Source organism: Candidatus Melainabacteria bacterium (assembly GCA_003963305.1).
Classification (GTDB): Bacteria; Cyanobacteriota; Vampirovibrionia; order Obscuribacterales; family Obscuribacteraceae; genus PALSA-1081.
Map to the genome: position 1 here is coordinate 68,822 of RXJR01000020.1, position 14,795 is coordinate 83,616.

Sequence of the window (14,795 nt, forward strand, 5' to 3'; positions counted from 1 at the left end):
ATCTTTTTAGAACATTAGTGGAAAGATAGCTTGCTCAAACCGGCAGCTTAACGGTGAATGTTGTAACTGTGCCAGGTTGACTCTGGCATAAGAGTTCTCCGCCATGCGCTTCAACTATCATCCTGCACAAGTAGAGTCCGAATCCGGTCGAAGTCGAACCGAGGTAAGAACGAGTAGCTACACGTGATGATTCAAACAGTGTCCGAATTTGATCTGCTTCTATCCCCCGTCCATGATCGGTAATGCTGACTTGGACGTGATCATCTGTTGTGTCAATCACAATCTTAACGACTCCTCCGGTTGGGCTCGCCTTGATAGCATTCTGCACAAGATTGTGAAAGACCTGCCTCAATCCAGAGAATATTCCATGCAAAATCGGGGGTTGACTCTCGCTGACCGAAATTTGAATATTGCGAGCGGCGGCCAGTGGTCGGTTCAACTCGAGCGCTGATGTCAGCAGTCTATTAAGCTCGATCTCACCGCGGCATGACTCAACTGCGTACAGGTCTGTTCTATAAAGTTCGATCAATGAGTTAGAGATTTGCAGAAATTCTCTATTACTTTCGCGCACATCGAGAAGGATTGGACAATCCTGGTCATCTAGAGTGTTAGCAAAACTTTCGCCTAAGACGTCCAGAAACATGTCGATGCTGACGAGATGGTTTTTCAGATCATGAGTAAAAAGAGTCGCAAGAGAGTCGCGTTGTCTCTGGAGTATTTTTGTCTCAGTGATGTCCTGGAAGATGGTTACTACTCCAAGGACTTCACCATCTTTATCTAGAACAGGCGAGGCGTTAACACGAAGCCACATACCTTCTGGTCCGATATTAGGACCTCTAACAAAGCCTTCTTTTTGTACAGTCTTTTTCTCGCGAAGCGCGACCGCATAGGGCTCAGCGCTCTCAGAAATTGGCGTTATTCCATCGGCTTCGAAGAATTTGTAATTATCGAGAAACTGTCGCCTGGGCTGTTCGTTTATCTCAGCGCCGACCATCCGAGCCGCTTCTCGATTTGCCAGAATAATATTCTCGTCTTTGTCGACAACAACTAATCCATGACCGATTGAATCAAGAATTGCATTCATCATCAGAGCATGATTGGAGGCAGATGCACTCGACTCAATCAATTTATCGACATAGAGCCTTGTCAAGTCCTCAAGTTTGCGACGCACCGCAAAGAGATGCTCTGGTACGTCCGGTGCGTCGGATGGTGAAACAGAATCACTCACTTTTTATCCCCTGAAAGGATCATTCTAGCTAGTTATGCCATGTGCAAGACCATAGAAAACTTTGCAGCGAAGAATTCTGTTATATTCACTCGGCACACCCGCGTGCACGCAGATAATTCAACGACTGCACTCGAAGAAGTTCTTACTATAGCCCTGCCAGTTCGCTGTAAGGTCATTTTGGATCATTTCTTGAGCAGCAAAAGATGGCAAGTCAATCAAGATCGAGCGCTTCGCGCCATTCGAGAGATATTCATGGCGAACTGAACTTGATTCTGAAATCTCATATCTGAGTGCAACCGACCAGGAAGAAGCGTCGTCGAGCACTTCCAACTGGGTCTGGATTACTTCGGTGCCACCACGCAAGATGTTTGAGCGAATAATTCGACACGTATCACTGAAAGTTTCTACAATGCGTGTCGTAAGCTGCACTTCGGGGGTGGTTTCGACTGAGCTGACTTCCTTCGCTGATTTGCTGGCTGTAGCTGACACATTTACCGTGCTGTCGCAAGGAACGATGGATGGCGCATTGAATTTCTCAATCTGAGCCTGAGTAGGCAAAATAATAGAAGTACCGCGAATCAAAGCAGCTGTGGGCATACCTTTAGAATCAGTGGTAGTGGGCATGTTGTTAATTTCCGCTACCAACTTCCACAGATTGACGTCTTTCAAAGCTGGATGCTTGAGTGCCACGGAGCGAAGCGAATCGCCCAGTCTAACGATGTATGTCAGATTTTCACCCTGTGATTTTGGACCAATAGGTCCAAGCAACTTTTCAATGTTTGCGCGGCGAATTGCATCCGCTTCGGTTCGCAGTTGGCTCGGACCATTCATAACAGAAGCGCTGCTGGGATGGAAAAGTTGACGGCGACTAAACTCCCGCACCTGACGGCGACTCGCTAAAGTAAGTAGAGTCCCGACCTTCACTGTGTAAACAGTCTTGCCTTGTTCATCAGTTACCGCCTGTATCGAGCGTTTGTTTAGCTCATAGAGCAGAGGAGCCAGAGCAACCGAACCCAGTTTCTTCTTAGCGATACTCTCAACAGTGTCGTTACCTCTTACGATATATTTCTCCTGCTTCGTTTCTTCGGCGAGCTTTTGCTCGCGCTGTTGAAGCTGTGCTAAACGTTCTGCTTGCAGCCTTGCATCTAATTCCTGCTGCCGTTTCGTCGCCATTGCTGTCAGCAAAGTATCGGATAACCGACGAGCATCCTCTTCACGTTTCTGTTCTCTTTGCTTTTCTTCATTTCTCAAACGATCCGATTGATACTGCGTATCCAGCATTTCTGCAGTTTCGCGGCGTGTGCGAGCTGCTGTTTCATCCACCTGTCTAACGGCTTCCTGATCAAGAAGATTCGACACAGACTGTTCAATCATTGCTACGATCTGCTCACTCTGTGCACCAGCGCCAAAAGTTGCATCAGTCGCAGATCCATAAGCATCGTCAACCTGTTCCACAGTTTCTTTACGATCCGCTATCTGCATCTGCTTGGCGTCGTAATCAGAACTAGAATGCTTGCCGGAATGATGAATTGAATGATTGTGGTGGGCAACATGCTCATTTTGACTCTGCGTGTGACCGTACTCAGTCCGGCTTTGCGGAGTGTACTCATCAGTCCGACTTGGCTCTTGCGTCTGACGCGGACTTACATATTCGATCAGGTCAATAGCAGGACGCACTGAAAAATCAATTGTATTGCTCTGCGTTGGATCATAGCCAACGTTCCAGGGTAGAAGCGGAGCCTGAGTGATAGTAGATGTTTCGGCAGAAGCGCCCATTGAATTAGTGCCATTTCCAACGTAAGTAGGAGCGGTGCTCACAGTGGCAGATGCACCATTTCCAGTTGCAGAGGCAGAAACTGCTTGTTGTTGTTGTTGATTCGGATCTTGCGCAGGAATAACAACAGGAATTGCGGTTTGCTGCGCAGCAGTGCTGTTAGTGGAAGGATCTTGTTGCGAAACACTGCTCTTGTTATTGGGATCTTGCTGGGAAGCATTGCTATTGTTAGCTGGATCTTGCTGCGAGGCACGAGTATTGTTGGTCGGATCATGCTGCGATCCACGAGTATTGTTGGCCGGATCCTGCTGCGATCCACGAGTATTGTTGCCAGGATCCTGCTGTGAGGCACGAGTATTGTTGACAGGATCCTGCTGTGAGGCACGAGTATTGTTGCCAGGATCCTGCTGAGTGGTAGGCAATTTGCTATTTCCGTGAGCAGGATCTTGTGCAGGAATTGCTCCTGTGCCACGTGCGGTAGGATCGTTATAGCTGCTATTGTTTCCTTGCGCATTCGAGCCTTGCGATGCGTTATTAGAGTTGTTCTGAATTGACTGACCATACTGCGATGATTGGGTCGACTGATTTGAATTTTGAGTTCCGCTACCGCCCGAAGAGCCGGTACTAGAGATGGAACCGCTAGTTTTATTCTCGACTGCATCTAATTTCGAAGAATCAGAAGTCTCTCTCTTCGGCGGTGTGTAAACGAAAACAGCATCGTTTCTGGTTGCAGAAGGAGTGTCTTTAACTTGCGGCGCAGCAACAGAATTGTCGCGTACGGTAGCTGTCTGGTCTTTCTGAGCAATGCCTGGCTGCACGGTGTCGCTCTTTCCGGAATTCAGCATTCTGTCGGAAACTTGAGCCTGAGCGGCTTCCATGCGTGCATTCTGAACCACTCTATCATTGGTAGATTGTGTATTTTGCGCAACTTTATCGGTCTTACCACCAAAATCTCGTTCAGACTGATTTTGAGTCAAACGAGCGGAATCATTGCGAATAGCGTCCATGCGCGATGCAACTGAGTTGCTTGCTTCGGAGTTCTGCAGACGAGAATCAGGTTTGGCAGAGAATTGCGCAGAATTAAGTTCGTTTTTCGCAAAGCCTTCGGCATTGCCACGCACACTAGAGCCGGAATTCAAATCATTCTTCGCGAACACTTCAGTGTTGCCACGCACACTTGAACCAGAACTCAAATCATTCTTTGCTAAGACCTCACCGGTGCCACGTGCAGCTGTGGCAGGATTCACTTCTGTCTTTCCGAGCGAATCTCCACGCGAAATAGCACCTTGATTCACTTCATTCTTAATCGAACCTTCGCCCAATCCATGAATGCTTCCAGGATGAATTTCATTCTTCGCCAGTACCTCTCCGGCAACTGAACCACGATTTCCAGTGAACACTTCGCCTTTTGGAGCTTCGTTCTTTGCTACTTCTCCGAGACCAGCACCACGACTTCCAGTGAACACTTCGCCCTTCGGAGCTTCGTTCTTTGCCAGCGCTTCCCCAAGACCAGCACCGCGATTTCCAGTGAATACTTCGCCTTTTGGAGCTTCGTTCTTTGCTACTTCTCCGAGACCAGCACCACGACTTCCAGTGAATACTTCGCCTTTTGGAGCTTCGTTCTTTGCCAGCGCTTCCCCGAGACCGGCACCACGACTTCCAGTGATTACTTCGCCCTTCGGAGCCTCGTTCCTTGCCAGCGCTTCCCCAGCACCAGCACCACGACTTCCACCTGCAACTTCACCCTTTGTTGTCATATCGACAGCACCATGAACGTTTCCAGGATGAATATCGTTCTTTGCTAAAACCTCAGTACCGCGAGCACCTGATTCACTTCTTGCTGGCGCATCTACCGTACCGCGACTGCCAGACACGACTTCACCCTTAACTGGAACTTCGCCAGTAGGACGCGCCGTTGACTGTTGCCCTTCACCACGAGTCGTCATTTCGACACTGCCGTGCAGAACTGGTGAATGTAATTCGTTTTTTGCAGGCGCTTCCCCAGGCGATCGCAATGGAGCAACTACGGTTTCGTTCTTTGCATTTTCGATCTTGACTCCGGGCTCTGCGCCACCGCGTACAATGGCAGCTTCTTTCACATCGCTCTTCGCCAATGTATCACCACCGCCATGTACGGTGGCTGTTGGACGAAGTTCACCTTTAGGCACATCCTGACCAGGTCGCGCAGCAGCCCCCAGATCCGCGTCACCCCTGGCTGAAGCTATCACTTCCCCAGCGCCATGTGCGTTGGTTGTAGGACGAAGTTCTCCTTTGGTGACATCTTGAGCATGTCGCAGCGTTGCACTGGGATCTGCATCTCTTACGGACCCAGGTTCTGTCGGCGCTCCATGAATGGCCGGATTTCCACCGCGCGACGTCAATTGTGGCTCTGCAGGCGGTGCCACCACACTGGCTTGAGCACTAGGAGTAGACGGACGCTCTTTTGCCGGTGACGGTCCTTCTGCTACTGCACCAGCTGGAAGTCCGCCGGGAGCAGCTGGACGCTCTTTTGCCGGTGACGGTCCTTCTGCTACTGCACCTGCTGGAAGTCCGCCAGGAGCAGCTGGACGCTCTTTTGCCGGTGGCTGTCCTTCGGCTACTGCACCTGCTGGAAGTCCGCCGGGAGCAGCTGGACGCTCTTTTGCCGGTGGCTGTCCTTCCGCGGTCGGTACTACTGCGTCTGAATGTCCAGGTTTAGCTGTTGGTCCCAGATTAGAAGGCAGCGTAGCAGGAGTTGGCAACTTTACTGCTTGCGGAGTAGCAGGATCATCTTTAGTATCAGACTTTTTCCCTACTGAAGTGGGCTCCGCTGAAACTTCACTTCTGGCGAGCGTCGTACCTGATGATTTCCGTGCAGGCTCGGCACCTTTAGGCGCTTCGCCTGATATTGCAGCTTCGGCAGCAGCACCAGCGGCAGCGGCAGCCGCAGCCGCGGCAGCAGCTTCATCATGAGGATTCTGCTCAGTTAGAAGCTTCTTCTTTGCCTTTTCGTCGATGACTTTTTCGTCCCGTTCTCCAGGCAGTTGTGTATGACTCGTTGTGCCATGTGATGCCGGTGCTGATTTATCGGCACCATTTGTAGTGGCAATTTTTCCGTCAACTGCAGAAGAAACAGGAGCCTTATCCGCAGCCGGAAGAGCGACAGAAGCTTTACCATCCGCAACAGGAACGGCAACATGCTCCTTGTTCACGGACGGACTACCGACCGGCGTTTTCACATCTGCAGCAGGACCCGCGCCATGTAATTTATCTACTGCAGGAACTTCGACTGAAGGTTTACCTTCGGCAGCGGCAGCAGCAACATGCAACTTGTCTGCAGCAGGAGCGACTCCCGGCGCCTTAACTTCTGCCACGGGAGCAGCAAGCTCCTTAGGACCTTTTGCACCAGTACCGGTGATAGAAAAGTCGTCCGAGATTGCTGATGGACCATGCATATCAGCCAGAACACCGCGTAAATTAGTCAGCGTCTTTTGAACCTGCTGACCAACTGTCGCAGGACCCTCGTTGCTGGTGCCTGCACCTTCTCTCGCCAAACTGGTCAAATTCAATTCGCTGGGTGCATTCTTCGGATGTGCGCCGCGATCACCTGCGTCAGCATGCGACTTGATTGCTCTTCCATCGTTAACTGACGACTCGATACTCATGTAACACTAACCGTCTGGTAAGGAATCCGCAAATCGTGCGGCCGCTGGGCTTGCTTACCATGGTTATAGAGATTACTTGTTACCAAGTTGTCATGCGCGATTCGAGACTTTAGTCACGAAAATCGTGACTATCAGAACCGCATTCAGACTCAGTCAAAAACCGATTATTTTGAGCCGCCAACAGACAACAACAAAGAGTCCATTCGTTTTGCCAACTCAGTCATAACAAAGGGCTTAGCTAAATATTCATTTGCACCGGCAGCCAAACCCGCCGCAATTTCAGCTTCTGCTGATAGTCCGCTCAACATAAGCACCGGACTTGTGCCACCACCTGACCGGTAATGACCGCAGATCTCGACTCCTGTCATATCCGGCAAATGCCCGTCAAGAATAATCAAATCGAACTTTTCGAACCGGATGCACTCCAATGCCTCGGCTCCTGTCGTGACATTTTGAATCACATAGCCTTTACGTTCGAACCACAATTTGATTGCAAAAGCCAGATCAGTATCATCTTCAACTAGAAGAATAGAAGCCAATGTCTCACTCCTCGCAAGCTCCCTGGTCATCAGAACGCACTGATTTACCGAGCGCTCCAAACCGGCAAAGTCCCCATACATGGGATCTTAGCACCGCAGAGCTGCTGCAGGCGGAAAGTTTCTTAGTTTTCCAACAATTACAAAAGGAAATGAGCAAAACGATTTCGAGTTTGCGCGCTAAGGGCGGATGTCTAAACCGTCCGATACAACCGGAATTCCGTCGCTGTGCAATCTTGTAAGCCAGTTATCCAGGGGCACTCTCTCACTTGTTGACCACGGTTTTGGTCCAGCTGCAAAGGGTCTTCCCTCGAAGCCAAAGAATACCTTGCTAACGCCCAATGAACTGAGCTGGCTGGCTGTGGGTAGAGAAGCTACCGTCTCCACTGAAAGTGCGGGTAAGTGAGAGTCTAGGACTAAGAGTGTTGAACTACCAACCCGTCCGGCTTGAAGTGCATCGTGAATACCTTTGAAGAAGGTCTGACCTTGGTCTTGAATGCGCATCATAGATATCGCATCTTTGGCTCGAGGCAAATGCATGAAGATATCAGAGCGAAAGCGGTTGGCCATGGCGTAACCAATTGTCGCTCCGTGTCCTGTATCTGCTACGAGCAAAGTGCTTGAATCAATATCCCCCCTTCTGAAACGCGAGTTCATCGATTCGAGCCAGTAATCCTCATTTCTCTTGAAATAGCCGCTGGCTATTCTTCCTTGTGGAATGATTTCAGGAGCGGCGGTAAACGCATTGAGATTTTCAAATTGCTTGAAAGGCGAACTCAAACGCTTCGAAGCAATAAGCTTTGCGAGCTCCTTGTTCGTGTAACTGCCATCCGCTAATCCATATTCTGTCGCAGACCCTAGACTTCGAACTTCCCCAATTGGGCGAAAGGATTTTCGGTAAGTTTCTAAAAATTCGACATTCTTGGACGAAGCTATGAATTCTTCAACAAAACTTCGGCAGGCCGCGATAGCAGCTTTGCCTGCTGCCGTTTCTGCTCCGAGTTCGGCTGCCGAAATTGCAGCTTTGTCTAAAAACCCCATACAATCAACTCAATGCTCGGAGAAGACTTTGCTCTGTTTACAGTGTTCTCTCTTGAATTTTTTGAATGATCAACTGCCATTAGCGCTTACTCTGTAAATGCTTTGCTTGATGCGGTCACAATACTATTTGAGATCCCCTTGCTGCTTTATCTTTTCCCGAAGATTCCGGCCAAACCGTGCCGTTGAAGATTATTCAACGCCTGCGTCATACCCGGGTCATCAAATCTATCGCCCCAACCGCGGGCATTGTTCATATTGGGATGCCATCGGTGTTCAGGATTAACGTTAAACATGTCCTGCTGAATTTGTACACTTCTATCGGGAATCATCGCCACCGCTCCGCCCGAAACCCCATAGCCGGAACGCCAATTCGAATATGGGTGTTGCTGTTGCATATATTGCTGCTGTCGTAACAGCTGCTGTTGTTGCAGATATTGCTGCTGTTGCTGTTGCAAATATTGTTGCTGTTGGAAATATTGTTGCTGTTGCAAGTAAGGCGACTGTTGCCAACCATCGTAATTTTGACGACCGTAAACATTGCCGGCTTGTGCAATTCGTCTTCCGTATTGATCGACAATGTCTACATCTCCGTCGCGCTCAATAGCAATACGCAAAGGACTTCTCATTCCCTGCTGCGCAGCGGACTGTTCCGCAATCTGATTTGCCTGTTGGATAGCGCCGATGCCATTGCCTCTAGCAATCTCCGCACGCAGAACCTGAACGCAATCTTGTACGTTGCCTTGCAAAAGATCCTGAGCCAACCTGAAAGTCATGCGATCACCAGGATATTGCTGTCCGTAATCAGGCGAACCAAATCCACCCATGCCGCCACCCATGCCGCCGGTCAGTCCCCGCAAAGCCTGGCCCAAAATCTGCATCGGAATTTGCGACTGGTCAAATTGCGGTGCTCCCTGGCGCTCATAGCCTTGAGGCGGAACTTGAGGTGGCGGCTGTAATCCCGCTCGCTCTGGTGGAAGCGGAGGAGGTTGCTGGCTCTGCGGCGGAGGCAACTCGCGCGGCGGACCAGGTTGAGAATCTCGTTTTTTGTCTGGGTCCGGGTGCTCACCAGTGTGACCTCCACCGGACTTATGATGAGGCATCTTCAACTTCCAACCAGCAGCAAGATATTCTTTGTTGCAGTCAAGATCTTTGTACTTCTCGTGGTTGAGAGCAACAATCTCCTTTACTTCATGAGCAATTGAAGATTTATTTGCGCTTTTGCCCTCTGCTTTTAGCTCTCTTGCCGCAATCGTGCTCAGCGCATCTCCGTGCTTAACGGTATAGACACCGTCCTTTGTCTCAATCGACTGATGCTTACTCTTTTCGTTCTGCTTATGCCATTCACGCGCATGAGGCGAACTCAAACTGTAGTCGGGATGCCAGTTTTTGACATGTGAATCTTTGCAGTGATCGGTATTGTCGGATGAATGTCCGCCCGAATCCTTCCGACAATGTCGACCATTACCGGCGCCATCTGGCTTGCTGTCTTCGTTTTGATAGCTATCGAATTGACGATTCACAAAATCACTCCTGTTTTAGCTGTGCTGCGACACAAATAACTGTGCCGAAGGGGTATAGTCTGTTTGACCAGAACGGTCAAGGCGCCCAAGAACTTCGTTCCAAAGAAGCTGACTTTCAGTCGAAGTGCCAGCAGGATCCTCCTTCAAAACTTTTTCTAGCTGCCTCGCAAGTCTGTCGTATGGCAACTTCTTAATTTGCGTATACAAGCGCTCAATTTCCGGAGTTCGTGTGTCCAGAACCTCGGATGGATCGAGAGTAGGTTCAGCCTCTTCGACAACTTTCATCTCTCCATTGTCTTTAAAATGGTCCAGGTCATTTCGAAAGTCGTAGGGACGTCCGTCGCTCTCAGGACCAGCATGATGAACAGCGCCGCGCTCTATTTCTTCGGGAGTTGCTGCTTCAGCCACAGGCACTTCTGCTTCAACCACAGGAGCTTCTGCTGCCACCGTTGGAGCATCGACTTCTGCTTCGGCTGATTGTGCGAAATGATCTGGTTCTTCTTCTACGGTGAACGTACTGCCGTCAGCCTTTTCTCCATGATGCACTTTCGGTGACGCATCAGCTTCCACCACAGGCGCTTCCGTTTCGACTACAGGCGCTTGTGCTTCTACCGTTGGAGCATCGACTTCTGCTTCGGCTGGTGATGCGAAATGATCTGGTTCTTCTTCTACGGTGAACTTACTGCCGTCAGCCTTTTCTCCATGATGCACTTTCGGTGAGGCATCAGCCTCGACCACCGGCGCTTCCGTTTCGACTACAGGCGCTTCTGCTGCTACCGTTGAAGCATCGACTTCAGCTTCAACTGGTGATGCGAAATGATCTGGTTCTTCTTCTACGGTGAACTTACTGCCGTCAGCCTTTTCTCCATAATGCACTTTCGGCGATGCATCAGCTTCGACCACCGGCGCTTCCGTTTCGACTACAGGAGCTTCTGCTGCCACCGTTGGAGCATCGACTTCTGCTTCGGCTGATGGTGCGAACGGATCGGGTCCTTCTTCTACGGTGAACTTACTGCCGTCAGCCTTTTCTCCATGATACACTTTCGGCGACGCATCAGCTTCGACCACCGGCGCTTCCGTTTCGACTACAGGAGCTCCGGGTGCAGGGGTTGATTCCGCAGGCGGTGAAACGGTCTCAGCTTCTGCAGGTTCAGCACTTGCAGCACTTCGCCCCTTTAAGAAAGATCGGACTTGTTCAACACCGGATTGAATTGCATCCGAAGCCTGCTCAGCACCAGATTTGATTACAACGGAAGCTTGTTCAACGCCGGTCTTCACGACATCAGAAGCCTTTTCGTAACCTGCTTTAGCTGCATCAGAGGCCCTTTGAACAACTGGAGAATTAAGCGCTCTTTCTCCCGCTGCTGGAATTTCGCTAACTTTCGCCTTCAATTGCTCCATCGACGGCAAATCACCGACCTTCGCCTTCAGCTGCTCCATCGAGGGCAAATCGCCGACCTTCGCTTTCAATTGCTCAACTGCCGGTCCAACCTTCGCCTTGAATTGCTCCGTCGCAGGTTTGACCCACTCCGGGTCTTTACTCCAATCAACATTCAACTTGCTTCCAGCCTTCAAACCAGCGCGAATATCCGGGAGAATCTGTTCCTTCGGAATGAGTCCGGTTCTGTATGCATTTACTGGATTCACAACTGCGGGGCCAATTTCCGGAAGACGCATTCCGAGACCGACACCTCCGAGTCCTACGCCAAATTCAGCCAATCCACCACCAAAACGTTCGAGCCCAGCATGAGCCTGAGCCAATTCCGCGGCCGTTTTGGCCGAACCGTTTACCACAGTTGACGCATCTGAAATCCATTTAGGAGCGTTTTGACTGACATCGTATGCACCCACTGCTAGACTGCCAAGAACCATTCCAGCACGAATAGGCACGGGCGCATAGCGAAGAGCCACACCGGCTAAAGCGCCTTCGCCAGCGGTGGCAAGCAAATTCAAAGGGTGCTCAATGAACTCGTTGACTACACCCTTACCTACATCTTTTGCAGCACCAAGATAATTGGTCGTCGATTCACCATTGGTGACAGCAACTGACTTTGCATTTCTTGCCATATCCTCAGCGAGGTACTGACTGAGAGCTGCCGACATATCGTGAGGTTGTTCAGGCTTATTGCTAAAGGTAATTCTGTCTAGCTCGTTCATTACTTAAGAACCTCGGGGGCATCTTTTAAAATCTGGAAAACGAATTTGTGTCAACAATGTGCAACTTTCGCCATAAAATCCGCATAAAACGGTGCGCGTGATATACGCAACGGTGGAAAAGCTGTCACCAAAGGGAACGAACAGGGCTTAATAGCTCTGTTTATCGTGTTCTACGCATCAAGTTTTACATCAGTTTTATGCGTCTCGCCGGAAATTGTGCGTAGAACGTATAAACGAGGATTCAGAAGATGACCGTCGCAATCAATTACTTGAATGTTGCAGGTGCAGGTGCAGGAATGTTTTCGTCGACGGTGACGCCAGAACGACCAGCGCTTGTTCCAAGAAGCAACAGCAACAGCAGTAATAGCAACAGCAGTAATAGCAATAACAACAATATCTACGCACAAACATCATTTGATACCGGACGACCATCGATGGTTGAATCCGCAATCGACAGAGACGCTTCCACCTTCAACCAGAAAGCTTCGATAATGAATCTAACCGAATCCATATTGAAGGATGCGAAGCTCTTTTCTCGTGACCCTGGCACGATCGACAAAGCCGTATTCGCATTGGTTCACTGGATAGATTCAGAACTCAACCAGGGATCAGCGCTGACTGAAGAACAACAAGAAGTAGTCCGCCAGGTGAGGCGGAAAGTCAACCTTCTCATAGCTAAAGGATTCATCTCGCTTCAAAGAACGAATCTGAACCAGACCTCTGACTGTCATGAACAATATTGTTTTGGTCCGGTTGTTTGTAGCAGCAATGACAACGTTCACCAAATGCACAATCTGGCAGATGCTCTTATGTCGATATAAGAGCATCTGCTTTCAGCGATTGAGTAGAGACTTGCACGCGGGACGCGTGCGTTCCATGCGGGCGCGTGCGTTCCATGCGAGCGCGTGCGTTCCATGCGAGCGCGTGCGTTCCATGCGAGCGCGTGCGTTTCATGCGGGCGCGTGCGCGCATGCGGGACGCATGCGCTCCATCTATACGGGCTGATAGTTTACTGTCGCCGTATTTGGTATCACAGAGTGAGAAACAGTTGATTCTGGTGTTTCGACATTTGAAGATTCGAAAGCAAGCCTGGTCTGGGTGATCTTTCCGCTCTCAATCTTATTGACGACAGCTTCAACATAGCGGTCCTGATTGGAGCGAAAGGCAAGAACAACATGCCTGTTCTGTAAAAGCAACTCGCCTTCACCTGTGAACGGATCAAGACGCCATTTGCAGTCGATGCAATTTCTAATAAGCTTTCTTTCAACAAGGCTCATTACAGCTGGATTTTGACCGTACGATTGGAGTAATTGAACAGTGCTCTTAATATCTTTCGAGAACAATGCATCGCAAATCTGATCACAGGCGAAATAAGCAGAGTTGAAACTCAATCTATCATGATCAGAGTCATCAATCCACGCATCAACATGGAATTCGAGGGCACTATCTGAGTCGGCGAAAGTTTCGGAATCATCCAAACTGCTGTAATCGGCGAAATTATCGGATTGATACAAAATGCCGGAATCGACAATACTTTCGGACTCGTAGAGAACGCGTGACTCTGCCATCGTTTGATAAACAAGAGCGGGTTCCGAGTTGAATACGGTATCGGAAGCATCTTCAGTGCACGTGAAGCTCAAAGCGTTTTCAGAAGCGTTCTCTGCTTGGGAAAAGCTTACTATTGGACCTGACTCAGAAACAACGGGCTCATGTTCTGTCGGGCAACTTAATATCTGTTCGGGCTGATGATAGTAAAAATCGGAGTTTGAAAAATTTCGTCTGGATGATTTTGAAATCAGGTGATCGTAAAGCGTCGTGCCGTCTCTTGGCGTAGAGTCTCGTTTCGCTCGCATCGGTCTAGCCAGGCAGTCCATCCGCGCGCCCCGACGAATGAATTTAAAAACCAGCTGCCACGAAAGTTCCAGCAAACAGATTTGTAGAAGCAACACAGTAATGAAAAAAGAATTCTCGGTCAGTTGCTCGACGAAGGAGGCAGGAATTTGCGCATAACCTGAAAGCACATCATGCAAATTTGAGGCGCAAGCTGGAACTTGACTCACTAGAAACAATGACAGTGCTCTGCGTACATGATATTTCACAAGAACATCCTCAAAAGATCCAAAGACACCACAACATTTTTCGGATTCCTTATGCGGACAAATGGCACGCCCTGTAGGCGTCGATCAAGCAATCAATTCCAGATTCTTGCGTGCAGCAACCACGCCTCGCTTAGCAGCAATGGCGAAACTTACTTTTGCAAGAGTCTCATCTGCTTCTTCCGTGAGACCAAAGCCGATGATTACACCTAAATTGTTTTCGGCGTGAGGACAACCTCTCGCAGCAGCTTCCTCAACTAGAAATCTAGCGATGCTGTAGTTGCGCTCGACATAAAGACCTTCAATGTACATATATGCCAGGTTCGACATGGCGTTTAAGCAACCGAGATTACAAGCTGATTTAAACCAGAAGTAAGCCGCCGCCAGGTTCTGATCGACATCGACACCCTCGAGAAACGCTGTACCCAAACAGTTCTGCGCTTCAGGATCTTGTTCCATCGCTCTCAACCATAGAATGCCAGTGGGAACGTCGAATCTGATCTTTTGTTCCGTTTGAGGACTTTGTTTTCCCATTTCATAAACTTGTCCCATCTGAAACTCCTCATCAAAAAGCTGACGTATTAGCCCTGACGCTCATGTTTGGCTTAGAGCGTTTTCACATCGCTAATATGCCAGCCCGCCCATAAAATGAGTGTCAAATGCTGAGCTCGCGATTGCGTAACTTGCCCATCCCCAAATTGCCGAGACGGCGGGGACTTATAGGTCATTTGACTGAATTGACGAATGCTTAATTTGCTGAGACGCAAATCAAATTGATTATCAGCCGAAGAGAAACTGA

General features: G+C 49.4%; 9 protein-coding genes. 1 reads left to right on the forward strand and 8 read right to left on the reverse strand.

The annotated features are described in order from the left end of the window. Positions 1–34 precede the first annotated feature (34 nt). The 6 genes from EKK48_19305 to EKK48_19330 form a co-directional block, all read right to left on the reverse strand. Complete coding sequence (locus EKK48_19305) at positions 35–1,228, reverse strand: PAS domain-containing protein (GenBank protein ID RTL39197.1); 1,194 nt, start codon at positions 1,226–1,228, stop codon at positions 35–37. Positions 1,229–1,345: 117 nt separating this feature from the next. Continuing rightward, positions 1,346–6,646: a hypothetical protein gene (locus EKK48_19310; GenBank protein ID RTL39198.1), complete on the reverse strand. Its 5,301-nt coding sequence runs from the start codon at positions 6,644–6,646 to the stop codon at positions 1,346–1,348. A 164-nt stretch (positions 6,647–6,810) separates the two neighbouring features. After that, on the reverse strand, positions 6,811–7,266 hold the full coding sequence (locus tag EKK48_19315) for a response regulator transcription factor (protein RTL39199.1): 456 nt from the start codon (positions 7,264–7,266) through the stop codon (positions 6,811–6,813). A gap of 96 nt (positions 7,267–7,362) precedes the next feature. Further along, on the reverse strand, positions 7,363–8,223 hold the full coding sequence (locus EKK48_19320; GenBank protein ID RTL39200.1) for a hypothetical protein: 861 nt from the start codon (positions 8,221–8,223) through the stop codon (positions 7,363–7,365). A gap of 146 nt (positions 8,224–8,369) precedes the next feature. Beyond that, positions 8,370–9,743 carry a LysM peptidoglycan-binding domain-containing protein gene (locus EKK48_19325; GenBank protein RTL39201.1) on the reverse strand — a complete coding sequence of 458 codons (1,374 nt, stop codon included), beginning with the start codon at positions 9,741–9,743 and terminating at the stop codon, positions 8,370–8,372. A 15-nt stretch (positions 9,744–9,758) separates the two neighbouring features. Next, positions 9,759–11,900, reverse strand: coding sequence for a hypothetical protein (locus EKK48_19330; protein RTL39202.1), 2,142 nt, complete (start codon positions 11,898–11,900; stop codon positions 9,759–9,761). Positions 11,901–12,148: 248 nt separating this feature from the next. Here EKK48_19330 and EKK48_19335 point away from each other — a divergent pair, with 248 nt between their 5' ends. After that, positions 12,149–12,721, forward strand: a complete 573-nt coding sequence (locus tag EKK48_19335) for a hypothetical protein (protein RTL39203.1) — start codon at positions 12,149–12,151, stop codon at positions 12,719–12,721. Positions 12,722–12,892: 171 nt separating this feature from the next. Here EKK48_19335 and EKK48_19340 read toward each other — a convergent pair whose 3' ends face one another. Together EKK48_19340 and EKK48_19345 are read right to left on the reverse strand one after the other, a co-directional pair. Further along, a complete protein-coding gene (locus EKK48_19340; protein RTL39204.1) occupies positions 12,893–13,999 on the reverse strand; it encodes a hypothetical protein in 1,107 nt (368 codons plus the stop codon). Positions 14,000–14,083: 84 nt separating this feature from the next. Then, a complete protein-coding gene (locus tag EKK48_19345) occupies positions 14,084–14,548 on the reverse strand; it encodes a sel1 repeat family protein (GenBank protein RTL39205.1) in 465 nt (154 codons plus the stop codon). Positions 14,549–14,795 lie beyond the last annotated feature (247 nt).